At 54.0% G+C, this 13,589-nt stretch carries 11 protein-coding genes; all 11 read right to left on the bottom strand.

Annotated features, from left to right (window positions below; genetic code table 11):
* Window positions 1-9 precede the first annotated feature (9 nt).
* The 11 genes from hisS to hscA all read right to left on the bottom strand — a co-directional run bounded on the left by hisS (window position 10) and on the right by hscA (window position 13,579).
* Entirely contained in the window at window positions 10-1,272 is a 1,263-nt protein-coding gene (gene hisS, locus ACCI49_RS07175) for a histidine--tRNA ligase (RefSeq protein ID WP_371838275.1), read from the bottom strand.
* 58 nt (window positions 1,273-1,330) lie between these two features.
* Entirely contained in the window at window positions 1,331-2,443 is a 1,113-nt protein-coding gene (ispG, locus tag ACCI49_RS07180; RefSeq protein ID WP_371838276.1) for a flavodoxin-dependent (E)-4-hydroxy-3-methylbut-2-enyl-diphosphate synthase, read from the bottom strand.
* Window positions 2,444-2,544: 101 nt separating this feature from the next.
* Window positions 2,545-3,510, bottom strand: coding sequence for a RodZ domain-containing protein (locus ACCI49_RS07185; protein ID WP_371838277.1), 966 nt, complete (start codon window positions 3,508-3,510; stop codon window positions 2,545-2,547).
* Complete coding sequence (pilW, locus tag ACCI49_RS07190) at window positions 3,500-4,279, bottom strand: type IV pilus biogenesis/stability protein PilW (RefSeq protein WP_371838278.1); 780 nt, start codon at window positions 4,277-4,279, stop codon at window positions 3,500-3,502. Before pilW ends, ACCI49_RS07185 begins: the two co-directional genes overlap by 11 nt.
* A gap of 361 nt (window positions 4,280-4,640) precedes the next feature.
* Complete coding sequence (locus ACCI49_RS07195; RefSeq protein WP_371838279.1) at window positions 4,641-6,551, bottom strand: cytochrome-c peroxidase; 1,911 nt, start codon at window positions 6,549-6,551, stop codon at window positions 4,641-4,643.
* A gap of 533 nt (window positions 6,552-7,084) precedes the next feature.
* The gene (locus ACCI49_RS07200; protein ID WP_371838280.1) at window positions 7,085-8,998 is read right to left on the bottom strand and encodes a cytochrome-c peroxidase; all 1,914 of its coding nucleotides are present in this window, start codon (window positions 8,996-8,998) and stop codon (window positions 7,085-7,087) included.
* Window positions 8,999-9,283: 285 nt separating this feature from the next.
* Window positions 9,284-10,402, bottom strand: a complete 1,119-nt coding sequence (rlmN, locus tag ACCI49_RS07205) for a dual-specificity RNA methyltransferase RlmN (protein ID WP_371838281.1) — start codon at window positions 10,400-10,402, stop codon at window positions 9,284-9,286.
* A gap of 63 nt (window positions 10,403-10,465) precedes the next feature.
* A complete protein-coding gene (ndk, locus tag ACCI49_RS07210; RefSeq protein ID WP_371838282.1) occupies window positions 10,466-10,894 on the bottom strand; it encodes a nucleoside-diphosphate kinase in 429 nt (142 codons plus the stop codon).
* A 201-nt stretch (window positions 10,895-11,095) separates the two neighbouring features.
* Window positions 11,096-11,290 carry a Fe-S cluster assembly protein IscX gene (iscX, locus tag ACCI49_RS07215; RefSeq protein WP_371838283.1) on the bottom strand — a complete coding sequence of 65 codons (195 nt, stop codon included), beginning with the start codon at window positions 11,288-11,290 and terminating at the stop codon, window positions 11,096-11,098.
* 28 nt (window positions 11,291-11,318) lie between these two features.
* Window positions 11,319-11,657, bottom strand: coding sequence for an ISC system 2Fe-2S type ferredoxin (gene fdx, locus ACCI49_RS07220; RefSeq protein ID WP_371838284.1), 339 nt, complete (start codon window positions 11,655-11,657; stop codon window positions 11,319-11,321).
* A gap of 50 nt (window positions 11,658-11,707) precedes the next feature.
* On the bottom strand, window positions 11,708-13,579 hold the full coding sequence (hscA, locus tag ACCI49_RS07225; protein ID WP_371838285.1) for a Fe-S protein assembly chaperone HscA: 1,872 nt from the start codon (window positions 13,577-13,579) through the stop codon (window positions 11,708-11,710).
* Window positions 13,580-13,589: the final 10 nt, after the last annotated feature.

Genomic DNA, 13,589 nt, shown 5'->3' on the forward strand with positions numbered 1-13,589 from the left:
GTATATGAATCAGCCCTGTAGCAAGGCTGCCAGTTCTTTCAGTGCAAGGGTCTGTTGCTGCTGGTCGGAACGCAGATATTTCACGCTTATCTGACCATTTGCAGCCTCATCCTCGCCGATAATCAGCGCATAATCGGCGCCGCTTTTATCCGCTTTCTTCATTTGGCTCTTAAAACTTCCACCGCCGCAGTGCGCCTGCAGGCGCAGCCAGGGCAGCTCGTCGCGCAATTGCTCAGCCGCGGCCAGGGCGGCTGATTGTACATCACCCACTGCAACCAGGTAGGCATCCACCTGCTGTGCCAGCATTTCCGGCAATACTTCCAGAGTTTCCAGCATTAGCACCAAACGCTCTACACCGAGGCCGAAACCAACTGCTGGGGTGGACTTGCCGCCCATCAGCTCCACCAGGCCATCGTAGCGGCCACCGGCACAGACAGTGCCCTGAGCACCGAGACTATCGGTCACCCATTCGAAAACCGTTTTGCCGTAATAATCGAGTCCGCGCACCAGCTTCGGATTGATCTCGTACTTCACACCCGCTCCGTCGAGCAGCTCCCGCAATTTGGTGAAGTGGGCGGCGGACTCCTCGTCGAGGAAGTCCAGTAGACAGGGTGCGCCGGTGAGCAGTTCCTGGGTTTGCACATTTTTACTATCGAGGATGCGCAACGGATTCCGCTCCAAGCGGCGTTGACTGTCCTCGTCAAGCTGATCGCGGTGCTCACTCAGGTAGGCAACCAGAGCATCGCGGTATGCCGCACGGCTCTCAGAGTTACCCAAAGAATTGAGCTGTAAAGTGACATGGTCACTGATACCCAGTTGGCGCCACAGGCGCGCAGTCATGATCAGAATTTCCGCATCGATATCTGGCCCTTCAATGCCAAACACCTCTACCCCGAACTGGTGAAACTGTCGCAGACGGCCCTTCTGCGGGCGCTCATAGCGGAACATAGGACCAAAGTACCAGAGGCGCTGGGGCTGATTCAGCAGGTTATTCTGGATCGCCGCGCGTACAGTACCGGCAGTTCCCTCGGGCCGCAGGGTCACGCTATCGCCGCTTTTATCGTCGAAGGTATACATCTCCTTTTCAACGATATCCGTGGCCTCGCCCACGGCGCGACTGAACAACTGGGTCGCCTCCAGGGTGGGCGTGCGAATTTCACTGTAACCATAGCGGCCACAGAGTTCACTCAGGGTGGCTTCCACATACTGCCAGACCGGGGACTGTTCCGGCAGCAGGTCATTCATGCCGCGAATTGCGCGAAGCTGTTTCAACGCTGTTCCTTAATTCTTTACTCAACTATTCGGATGATGCGTACAGGGTTTGATGCCATTACGCTTTGGCAATGATATCCGCCTCGCGTTCGGCCTTGGCTGCAGCCTTGTCGCGGATCAGGCGTTCCAAATCATCCACCAGGTTTTCATTCTTGAATTTGCGATCCGGCTGCCCATCTACATAAATAGCATGGCTCGGGGTACCACCGGTAAGGCCGATATCCGCCTCCTTCGCTTCACCGGGCCCATTGACAATACAACCGATCACCGCCACGTCCAGGGGTGTGGTGACATCCTCCAGGCGCGTCTCCAGTTCGTTCATGGTTTTCACCACATCGAAGTTCTGGCGCGAGCAACTGGGGCAGGCAATAAAGTTTATGCCTTTGCTGCGCAGGCGAAGACTCTTGAGTAGATCCCATCCCACCTTGACCTCTTCTACCGGATCCGCAGCCAGGGATACGCGCAATGTATCGCCGATACCGTCGAGTAGCAGGGCACCAAGACCGATCGCAGACTTCACGGTACCCCCGCGCAACCCGCCTGCTTCGGTAATACCAAGGTGCAGGGGCTGCTCAATCTGCTGGGCCAGTTTGCGGTAAGCAGCGGTGGCCATAAAGATATCCGAGGCCTTCACGCTGACCTTAAAGTCCTGAAAATCCAGGCTGTCGAGGATCGATACATGACGCAGGGCGGACTCAACCAGGGCGTCGGGAGTAGGCTCGCCATACTTTTTCTGCAGGTCCTTTTCCAGGGAGCCCGCATTGACGCCAATACGAATCGGAATATTCAGGTCGCGGGCCTTGTCCACCACCGCGCGAATACGTTTCTCACGGCCAATATTGCCAGGGTTGATGCGCAAGCAGTCTACCCCCAGATCGGCTACACGCAGGGCAATACGGTAGTCAAAGTGGATATCCGCTACCAGGGGAACATTCACCTGTTTCTTGATTTCCCCAAAAGCCTCAGCGGCCTCCATGCTGGGCACGGATACCCGCACGATATCGGCACCGGCCTTCTCTAACTGCTGGATCTGGCCCACAGTGGCCGTCACATCGCAAGTTTCCGTATTGGTCATGCTCTGTACCGATATCGGGGCGTCGCCTCCAACAGGTACGTCTCCTACCATGATCTGGCGCGACCTGCGGCGGACAATGGGAGATTCAAATTGCATAGGGCTGACCTGACGGTATTGCTGCTGAAAAATCGAGGGGGAGATTATAGAGAGATTGGACGCAAACCTACAGGGTTCACGACCAAACCGCGAAGATCACCTCAGTCGCCAACAATCAGGCGTCGGGTGCGGCGATTGCCGATGGGATCGCTGTCAATAGTTTGCTCTCGGTAAACGACTTTTGTCGCGCGGGCATTGCCAAGCATCAGCTCGAAAGGCGCGCGCCCCTCCAGCGCTTTGGAGGTGCCGGCCTCTTGAACCCCGGCCAGCAGCACCACACCACCAGCATCCTTGACCTCAATCCAGGAATCCTGATCAAAGCTGAGGCGCAACGCACCCTGAAGCTGCTGATCCAACTGCTCTACCTCTGCGGGCACCTCGGTTGCAAGCTCAGTTTCGGGTTCCTCAGACTGCTCAGCAAGGGCCTGTGTGGAGTCCGCAGAAACTTCCTCAGCTGTCTGCTGCGTATCGGATGCAGGAGCGCCTTCTTTAGATTTTACCGCGACAGCCGATTCACCAGTCCCACTTTCCGGTCCTGGGAGGCTCACTTCCGCAGTGGAAGTTTCCTCCTGTGCGGGGGGTGCATCTTCACTGAGTGCCGGTGGCAACTGCACACTGGGAATATTCACCGGGCCACCATAAAGCCACCAGAAGACACCGCCAGCGGCCAGTAGGGGCACGATTGCCAGCAGCCCATGTCCGCGCCTGCGCGTCGGGCGCAGGGCATCGGCCTTGACCTCGAGGCGTCGGGTTTCGCTACGCGCTTGTGGCTGTGGACGCGCGACTTCATAAGCGGCAATCACCGGCTCCGAGGGCACCCCCAGCTCGCGACAGATATTGCGGATATAGCCCCGTGCATAGACCATATCAGGCTGGCGCTCATAAATATCGCCTTCCAGCCATTCCACCGTATTATCGATAATGCACAGACGCTGAGATAACTCCCCGCGGGAAAGGCCAGCCTTCTCACGCGCTGCGCGCAGCATATTGCCCGGAGAAGCGGGGGACTCCTGTGTGCTGGATATGGCGTCGCCGCTATCGCGGTGCGCGGAACTGCTATCCGTCATTACCACTCAACTCCTGATATTTCAGTGTTTCCGCAGAGTACGGGTACAAATTCTTCAAAGCAAGCGCGTAACTGCGCTCCTTGTCACGATTCCCAAACACCTTTTCAATTCGAATACCCAACCATAGGGACTGCGGTGTCTGACGATTGTTCTCGCTGTACTTGTCCAGGTATTGCTTGGCCACGGCATAATCACCGGCCTTAAATTTCAGCTCAGCCAGCTCCAGCATGGCCACAGGCAAATTGGCATTCAGGGCGAGGGCTCGTGTGTAGGCTCTCTCAGCATCTTCCAGCCTTCCCAATTGAACCGCGGTACGGCCGTAATTCACCAATGCAAAAAAACGGCGGTTGTAAGTTAGGTCAGTGGAAGCGTGACGGAACTGCTCCAGCGCTTCCTTATAGCGCTCCTGCTTGAAGAGAAATACCCCATAGTTGGTGCGCGCCATAGGGAAATTGTCCCCGTAACGCAGAGCTTTCTTGAAGTGGGACTCGGCCACCTTCAATTCACCATCCGCCTGGTAGAGCAATGCCAAGCCATGGTGGGCCAGTGGGTTCTTCCTGCCCAGCTCCAGGGCCTTATTGAAATGGCGGCGGGCGAGTTCGCGGTTATTACCACTCTGTAAATAGCGCAGCCCCAGCTGGACATGGGTCTCCAGCGCTTTCTCGAAATTGACTTCCTTGCGATCCGGTGCCCCCGTTGTTACACAGCCTCCCAGCAGCACAATGAAAAACAACCCCAGCAACCGCAGGCCAAAAGTTTTCGCAGACACAACATCACCTGTTATTTATTCTTTATCTGTCCCCAAGGTGGAATCACAGTAATCGCGGATATCAATGAGCACGGAGTCCAAACACGCGAATGAACTATTAGTTAACTTTGATCCCGGGAAGCTGGCTACCGACCTTGAAGCTGTCACTTGAGCAGTAGCCCTCAAGATGCGACCACTGGATAGGCCATCCTGCCAGCGCTCCGGGCCCTATACTGCCCCAAAGCCGTGCCAGTTGCAGCCCTATAACCCCAATGAATTCCATTTAATCTGAATTCAGTCCTCGCCTCTTGGCAAAGGCAAAGAAAGCCATCACAAAACTGCTAAATAATCATCGGTATTAAAGGCCGCTCTGCTATTCACGTTAAAGTGCATTGCCAGCTACATCTTTCGCATCTAGCTGCCTGCCATCGGGGCCGCCATCGCGTGGCGGGATCAGGGCTTGAGTCGCATTGGAATCGGAGTTTGCCGCACCTGGGTCGGTAAGTGTTCCCAGAAATTTCACCACCAGCTCGATCTCCGCATCGCTTAAGTTGTTAGCACCACCACCTCCATTTGCGTTGAAAATATTTTGCGTGAGGGCCAGACCGTTGGGGGCCACTTTGATAGCACAGTCCTGCAGACCGGCAAATTGCGCGAGATTGCACATTTCACTGCCGGCAAAATACTGCGCAATTGAACTGGCGCGATCGCGGTAGTGCTCGACATTTCTTTTTAAGGTGGCGAACTGACCGTTGTGACCCCAAGGGCCAGTGATGGCTACATTGAGCAGGGTTGGTATACGAAAACTTCCCACACCATTTCCCCCCAGGTCCGCCCCATTGCCACTCCCATCTTTGCCGACACCTATCTGTGGATAACTCACAGCCCTCAATCCCTGATTGGTGAAAAACGCACCTGCATGACAGTTGGTACAACCTGAGTTACCTGCCATAAAAGTGATGGCACCGCGCTTCTCATCGCTGTTCAGAGCATCCTGGTCGCCATCCACATAGTCGAAGAAGGGGTTATCGATAAATAGCTGCACCGCTTCATAGGCCGCTATAGCCTCGGCGATACGGCTGAAGTCAATCGCAGGATCACCAAATGCAGCGGTAAATAGAGACCCCCAGCTGGCGCTATCAAGTTTTTCCGCCAGTATCTCCTCACGGTAAGCAGTAAACCCGCTATCGGAAGTGTTGTCGTAACCGAACTGGGTAATATCCCCCATCTCTGCAGCATCGGTAACCGGAAAGTGTGCCTGGGCCATCATCAGAGCCAGAGTCCCGGTGCCCACGGCAGACTCGGTATTATTGCTCACATCACGGGAATCTGTTCTAAGCCCACGATCAGTCATAGCTACGCGATTGTCCCAGAAAAGACCTCGGGTCCAGAGCGCTACGTTACAGATTGGCTGGGCATTTCTCGCTACAATGGGCACTTCATTTAAGCCATCCGATCGCCCCGGCCCCACTAAATCTGGGTCGACTGCATTGACCCCAACGGGCATGGAGAGACCATCGCCACCACAGCCCACCGCCGGTTGATGACAGGATGAGCAAGCCGTATCGCTATCGCCGCTGAGGCTCTTACTGTGAAACAGACGCATACCTAATTCCACCTTTGCCGGGTGCTGCTCACTGCGGACGCGAGCAGCAAAGGCCCGTATGTCCTCCAGGTGTGCAGCCATATTATTCAACGCAAGCATGGCTTGCAGGCAGGAATCCAGATCTCCTTCAAGTAGTTCCAACGCACTCCGCGCATTATTACACTCGGCAAAACTGGAAATACGGTCGTTCTCTACCACAATATCCGCCCCATTGCTAAGGCCATTATTGGTGTTATTCAGCAGAGTTTTTGCGCTGACACGCGCCGTCTCAGTATCGCTTTCAATGTTTCCAGCAGTTACGGAGTAGGTATACTCAGTATTTACCGCAAGCCCCTGATCAACGAAATAGTGATTACTGGTTTCACCAATTTTTTCACTGCCACGATAGATAGAATAGGTTACGCCGTCGCGCCCCCAGGAGAGGCCTATGCTACTACCGGAAAAGGCATTACCAATTAGCTTCGCAGGGGCCGTGGCGTTACCCGTTTCACCACCGGTGTTGTCATCCGTATCAGGATCAGAGTTGCCATCGCCACCAGTGTTATCTGTAGCGGAATCCAGCGGCGAGTTATCATCTCCATTGGAAGAGCCCGAGCTGCAGCCCACCACCAACAGAAGGAGTGACAGGATCAGCAGCCGTAGCGGTGTAGTGCAAGAAACTTCCAAATTTATTCTCTGAATATTCATAAACCTGACCGACCCCGCGAATTAAAATCATTGCGAAAAACTCTGGACAGTTAAAGGTCAAGCTAGTGCCCCAAGCGGCACCAAAAGCTAATACTTCCAGAGCATCCTGGCGTTTAGCCAACAGTGCTTTACTTTAAATAATTGCTATCTTACAGATCGGGGAGTCCTGCCCTATCAGCGGGCACAGAGCAATTTTTCGAGGCTCCAGTCGGTCATACGTTTAATGACAATAGTGTCTTTACTCTGTAAATTCTGTTGAGAGTGTCGCAAAGCATTCTCGTTGTTAGGCAGGCATGGTGAAGTGAGAATTATCCGAGGTTGTGGCGCGACCCACTGCACAGCGGTACTGTCAACCGCCACACATATCCGCAAGTATTCACCGCTTTTGGTTAAGCGGTATTTACAAATATTCAGACGTATCCATGGAGTGAGCTACCACTGCCACAATGGAAAATGGTATCCACTGCGGTCAAGTATTCGCAACCCACTACCAACGATATATTCAGAGCTTCTCTTTGTGACAACTCATCAGCTTATAAAGCATTTCCATGCTGATCTTTCGCATCCAGTTGCTTACCATCGGGGCCACCATCACGCCGAGGTATCAGGGCCTGAATCGCATTAGAGTTGCTATTGGCAGCATCCGGGTCGGTGAGAGTTCCCAAAAATTCCACAACAAACTCAACTTCCTCATCACTGAGATTATTGGAAAACTCCTGATTACCATTGAGTATCTCCTCTGACAGGGCCAAGCCATTGGGAGCCACTTTCACGGCACACTCACTTAAACTGCGAAACTGCTCAAGATCACACATTTCGCTATTGGCAAAATACTGGGCAATGGATTGTCCGTGATCCCGGTAGTGCTCGACATTCCTTTTCAGTGTGCCAAACTGACCGTTATGACCCCAGGGCCCTGTGATCGCCACATTTAACAGTGTTGGCGCACGGAAGGCACCAAATCCAGTAAGCCCCTCAGCACCCAAATCGGCTCCACTGCCATTTTCATCTTTACCCACACCAATTTGCGGATAATTACCCGGGAGCTGGGCCTCGGTAGTGAAGAATGCACCCGCATGGCAAAATGTACAGCCTGCATCACTGGACATAAAAGTGATAGCGCCACGCTTCTCATTACTGTTTATTGCATTCCTATCGCCATCCACATAATCAAAAAATGGATTATCGATAAAGATCTGCATTGCTTCATAAGCCGCTATGGCTTGCGCAATACGACTGTAATTAATTTCAGAATCCCCATAGGCTGCTAGAAACAAGTCTTCCCAGGCATCCTTATTTAGGTTGGCCGCCAGTATCTCCTCGCGATAGGCGGTGAATTGGCTATCCACGCTATCATCGTAGCCGAACTGGGTAATATCTCCCATCTCTGGAGCAGCCGTGACCGGGAAGTGTGCCTGTGCCATCAGCAGAGCCAGAGTTCCCGTTCCCACCGCCGCTTCTGTATTATCGCTAACGTCTTCAGAGTCAGTACTCAAACCCCGTCCAGCAATTGCAACTCTGTTATCCCAAAAGAGCCCCCGGCTCCAAAGCGCTGTATTGCAGGTTGCCTGGGAATTCCTCGGCACAATGGGCACCTCATTGACGCCATCTGAACGCCCAGGCCCCAATAGTTCCGGATCTAATGGATTTACTCCAACAGGCATTGACAGGTCATCACCTCCGCAACCAATTGCCGGGTGATGGCAGGTGGAGCAGGATGCATCACCGTTTGCGCTCAGGCTTTTGCTGTGGAAAAGACGCATACCCAACTCCACCATGACTGGGTCCTGCTCACTGCGCACACGGGCAGCAAAAGCACGCATATCCTCCAGGTGTGAAGCCATGCTGTTAAATTCCAACATGGCCTCCAGGCAGGTATCCAGGTCTTCCTCTAACAGATCGGTCGAATCACGAACATTTTTACACTCACTAAACTCGGAAAGGCGTTTATTAACGATCACCGTCTCCGCACCGTTATCGAGACCGGCATTCGTGCTATTCACCAATGTTTTAGCTGTGACACTTGAGGTGTATTCCGAGCTATCCACGTCGCCTGTAGTGACGAAGTAGGTGTACGCAGTATTCACGGAAAGCCCCTGATCCACATAATACCCGTTAGTGGTCTCAGCGATTTTTTCATTGCCCCGATAAATCGCGTAGGTCTCACCGGAGCGCTCCCAGGAAAGTCCGATACTGGTCCCGGAGAAAGCATTACCAATCAGCTCCGCCGGTGCGTTTGCTCCTGCACCTGGATCTGGATCTGGATCTGGATCTGGATCTGGATCAGTGCCAGGATCACTTCCATCATCTATTATCGGCGGAGGTGCGTCATCATCGCCATCAGAGGAGCCCGAACCACACCCCACAGCCAATAAAAAAAACGGCAGAATAACAAGCCGTGATAAAGAGGAGAGAGATACTCCCAATTTCAGTTCCTGAATCTTCATAAACCCTGACCAGTCCCATCGATAATCTTCGAAAACGTACCGAACACATAACGCAGAAGCAAGCAATCTGGTTGACAAGAAATGATAAATTTGTCTTTTGGGACAGGTAAGACAATGGCAGTGTGATCTATTAAATAAGGCAAAAACTAGAGAGAAGGAAAAAAAGGAACTGTTCGGATTGCAGAGGACTGAGAGTTAAAAATAATTAAACTCACAAATAATGCTTAAGCGGTCTGCCCTACTTTCTTTTACGCACGGCAGACCAGCACTGATTTTTTCAAAAAATCAATTCACAATACGGACCGGGCGCTCGGCATTACGATAGCGCTCGGAGCGGCGGGTGCGGTCATTCACACTACCTGCCAACTGGCCACAAGCTGCATCAATATCATCACCGCGAGTGGTTCTTACCGTTACTGTATAACCTTTATCGAGCAAAATCTGTTGAAAACGTCTCAAAGCGTTGTTGCTTACCCGCTGATAATCGGAAAGCTCAAACGGATTGAAAGGAATCAGATTAATTTTTACCGGCACATCCCGTAGCAGCTCTGCCAGTTGCTCGGCGTGCTCGGGGCGATCATTGACTTCTCGCATCAGCGTATATTCGACAGTCATTTTGCGATGAGTATCCGGCATGCGATCAATATAGCGTTTGGCTGAATCCAGCAGCACCGCAATAGGGTACTTTTTATTGATCGGTACCAGCTCGTTACGCAGCTCATCGTTAGGGGCGTGCAGGGAAATTGCCAGACTTACATCTGTCACATCCGCAAGACGGTCCAGAGCCGGCACCACACCTGAGGTGGAAAGGGTGACCCGGCGCTTGGAAATGCCGTAAGCATTGTCTTCCATCATCAGATTCATGGCATCGACAACATTATCGAAGTTGAGCAGCGGCTCCCCCATGCCCATCATCACTACATTAGTCACTTTACGCGGACCTTTAGGTTCAAGCTGGCCAAAGGATTTACAGGCGATCCAAACCTGGCCGATGATTTCCGCTGCGGTTAAATCGCGATTGAACCCTTGCTTACCCGTTGCGCAAAAACTGCAATCCAGAGAGCAACCCACCTGGGAGGACACACACAGGGTGCCGCGATCGCCATCGGGAATATAAACAGTTTCAATCGCATTGCCACCGGAGACCTCGATCAGCCACTTGCGCGTACCATCGGCGGAATCCCACTGGCCCAGCACTTTCGGCGCACGGATTTCAGCCACCTCTGCCAATTTCTGGCGCAGAGTTTTGCTGACATTGGTCATCTCAGCAAAGTCATCCACCCCATTTTGGTGAATCCACTTCAAAACCTGAACAGCGCGGAAGCGCTTCTCGCCCAATGATTCAAAGAAGGCGGCCAGCTTTTCCACAGAAAGGCCGAGCAGGTTGGTTTTCTCAGTGGTCATTCATTTCACCTCGGGGAAGAGTTGCACCGGTCCGGACGGACCGGTGCGATTTCGACACGCGAATTAAACGCGCGGGCAGATTTCGTCGTCGGCGAAAAAGTAGCTTACTTCACGGACAGCAGATTCTGCAGAGTCGGAACCGTGTACTGCATTGGCATCGATGCTGTCTGCGAAGTCTGCGCGGATGGTGCCAGCAGCAGCTTCTTTCGGGTTGGTAGCGCCCATCAGCTCGCGGTTTGCCAGGATAGCGTTCTCGCCTTCCAGAACCTGTACAACAACCGGGCCGGAAGTCATGAAATCAACCAGGTCTTTGAAGAAAGGGCGCTCTTTGTGCTCAGCGTAGAAGCCTTCAGCTTTTTCACGGGACAGGTGCAGCATTTTCATGGCAACAATGCTCAAACCAGCCTTCTCAAAACGGCTCTCGATTTCGCCGATTACATTCTTGGCTACTGCGTCCGGTTTGATGATGGAAAGGGTACGCTCCAGGGCCATGGTTATCTCCAAATTGATTTTTTGTCACTGAACTTACATACAGAAAGAGCAACCTGCCCAGTTGCTCTTCCGTGATATTCCTTTCATACCCGCCAGGGGGTATTCAATGTTTGATCACCGCATTTCGCGGCCGGCGGATTATACGGGGTATTGATCGACTTTTGCACTCCATTACCAACTCCCCTCCAGCCACAAGAACGACTAGTCGCGCTCCTCAATCCAGGCGGCCTGAATGGCCTCCAGGATTTTCTCGCCGCAACGGTTGGGGTCATCATCAAACCCTGGCAGCGCCATCACCCAATTACGCAGGTCAACAAAGTTAACGGTGAGTGGGTCTACGTCTTCGTGCGTGTCGCAGAGTTCAATAGCGATATCGTGAATATCAGTCCACTTCATGATTAGGCTCCCTCAATACCCGCGCCGATCAGTGTTTTTCCGACACTTGATTGATGGTGTATTTGGGAATCTCCACCACCAGGTCCTCATCTTCAACAATCGCCTGACAGGACAGGCGTGACTCAGGCTCCAGGCCCCAGGCTTTGTCCAGCAAATCCTCTTCCAGCTCGTCAGGCTCTTCCAGGGAATCGAAGCCCTCACGCACAACCACATGACAGGTGGTACAGGCACAGGCCTTTTCACACGCGTGCTCAATCTCAATATCGTTGGCCAGCGCCGCATCGATTACGCTGACGCCACTCTCCGCTTCCACGACCTTGCCCTCAGGGCAGATCTCAGGGTGGGGTAAAAATACAATCTTCGGCATGGGTACTGACTCTCTATGGTCTCAATCCGACGGGGCTGGGCCCCGGCCGCTTATTTATCAAATTCATCCAGGCTATGGCCCTGCATAGCGCGCTTGATCGAGGCATCCATCCGCCGTGCTGCAAAGGGTTCAGACAGCTTGTTCAGCGCCTCCATACGCCTGCGGATCTCCTCCGCATCGCCGCCATTGTGGGCCAGGCGCAGGGCTTCCATAGCGTGCTCCAATTCATTCAGCTCACCCTCCTCAAGCAGCTGGGCACCATTTTCGCGCAGAGCCACAAGCAGGCTTTCCAGTGTGCGCTCCGCTTCTACCTGGGCCTCGCGCAGGGCGCGCAGGGCAATATCTTCAGCCGCGTGGGCATAGGAGTCCTGCAACATCTGTGCGATATCCCTGTCCTCCAGGCCGTAGGAGGGTTTGACGGTAATATCCGCACTGACACCACTGCTCTTTTCCATGGCGCTGACTGCCAGCAGGCCGTCTGCATCCACCTGGAAAGTCACGCGGATATGGGCCGCTCCCGCCACCATCGGTGGAATGCCACGCAGCTCGAAGCGAGCCAGGGAGCGGCAATCACTCACCAGTTCGCGCTCGCCCTGTACCACATGGATCGCCATAGCAGTCTGGCCGTCCTTAAAGGTGGTGAACTCCTGGGCTTTGGACACTGGGATAGTGGTATTGCGCGCAATCAGTTTTTCAGTGAGACCACCCATGGTCTCAATACCCAGGGAAAGGGGAATCACATCCAGCAACAGCAGGTCGTCGCCGGATTTGTTGCCGACCAGCACATCCGCCTGCAGGGCAGCGCCAATGGCGACCACTTGATCCGGATCAATGTCCGCATGGGGGGCACGGCCGAAATAGGTTTCAACCCGCTCGCGCACGCGCAGGGTGCGGGTAGAACCACCGACCAGCACCACCTCCTGTACTTCCTCAACGCCAATTGCGGCGTCACGCAAGGCGCGCTTACAGGCGCGCAAGGTTTTATCGATAAGAGGGTCCAACAGTGAGGCCATGATTTTCCGATCGAGCACGCCCAGCCAATCCGCATAGCCCACCTCTACACGCTCGGCACTGGCCAGGGACTCCTTGGCGGCGCAGGCACTATCGAGCAGTTGGCGCTGGGTACCCGCGTCCAGATCTGTACCCAGGCCCGCTTGCTCGGCAATCCATGCGGCGATGGTACGGTCGAAATCATCGCCACCGAGCGCGGTATCACCACCGGTGGACATCACCTCAAAGACACCACGGGACAGGCGCAGAAGAGAGATATCAAAAGTGCCGCCGCCAAGGTCATAGACAGCAATCACTCCTTCCTCGCCCTTGTCGAGGCCATAAGCGACAGCCGCAGCTGTAGGCTCGTTTAGCAGGCGCAATACCTTCAGACCAGCCAGCTTGGCTGCGTCCTTGGTGGCCTGGCGCTGGGCATCGTCAAAATACGCCGGTACGGTAATCACCGCGCCATCGAGCTCGCCACCGTCCCTGCCATAGAGCGCCTCGCGGCCGCGCTGCGCCAATTTCTTCAGGATTTCCGCGGAAACCTGCACCGGGTTTACCGGGCCGGCAACCGTCTCTATAGAGGGCATACCGCCGTCGTTATCGGCAAAGTGATAGGGCAACTGCTCCCCGAAGCTTTTGATATCCGCAATCCCACGACCCATCAGGCGCTTGATGGAGATCATTGTGTTGTAGGGGTCTTGCGCGGCGCGGGCGCGGGCGTCGGCGCCAACGGTAATAGCGTTACTGTCGTAATGTACCGCCGATGGCAGTATCACCTCACCCTTTTCATCGGCGATGGCCTCTGCCGAACCACTGCGCACGGTCGCCACCAGCGAGTTGGTGGTGCCCAGGTCGATCCCCACGGCGTGCTTGCGCTGATGGGGCTCAGGGCTTTGTCCCGGTTCGGAAATCTGCAGTAATGCCATTGCTATTCTC

This window comes from Microbulbifer epialgicus, from assembly GCF_041447265.1.
Lineage (GTDB): Bacteria > Pseudomonadota > Gammaproteobacteria > Pseudomonadales > Cellvibrionaceae > Microbulbifer > Microbulbifer epialgicus.

Bases quoted from the DNA above. Each gene is read 5' to 3' on its own strand.
- ACCI49_RS07200 (WP_371838280.1), bottom strand. From the start codon at position 8,998: ATGAAGATTCAGGAACTGAAATTGGGAGTATCTCTCTCCTCTTTATCA.
- fdx (WP_371838284.1), bottom strand. From the start codon at position 11,657: ATGCCGAAGATTGTATTTTTACCCCACCCTGAGATCTGCCCTGAGGGC.
- ACCI49_RS07185 (WP_371838277.1), bottom strand. From the start codon at position 3,510: ATGACGGATAGCAGTTCCGCGCACCGCGATAGCGGCGACGCCATATCC.
- ispG (WP_371838276.1), bottom strand. From the start codon at position 2,443: ATGCAATTTGAATCTCCCATTGTCCGCCGCAGGTCGCGCCAGATCATG.
- ndk (WP_371838282.1), bottom strand. From the start codon at position 10,894: ATGGCCCTGGAGCGTACCCTTTCCATCATCAAACCGGACGCAGTAGCC.
- iscX (WP_371838283.1), bottom strand. From the start codon at position 11,290: ATGAAGTGGACTGATATTCACGATATCGCTATTGAACTCTGCGACACG.
- rlmN (WP_371838281.1), bottom strand. From the start codon at position 10,402: ATGACCACTGAGAAAACCAACCTGCTCGGCCTTTCTGTGGAAAAGCTG.
- ACCI49_RS07195 (WP_371838279.1), bottom strand. From the start codon at position 6,551: ATGAATATTCAGAGAATAAATTTGGAAGTTTCTTGCACTACACCGCTA.
- hscA (WP_371838285.1), bottom strand. From the start codon at position 13,579: ATGGCATTACTGCAGATTTCCGAACCGGGACAAAGCCCTGAGCCCCAT.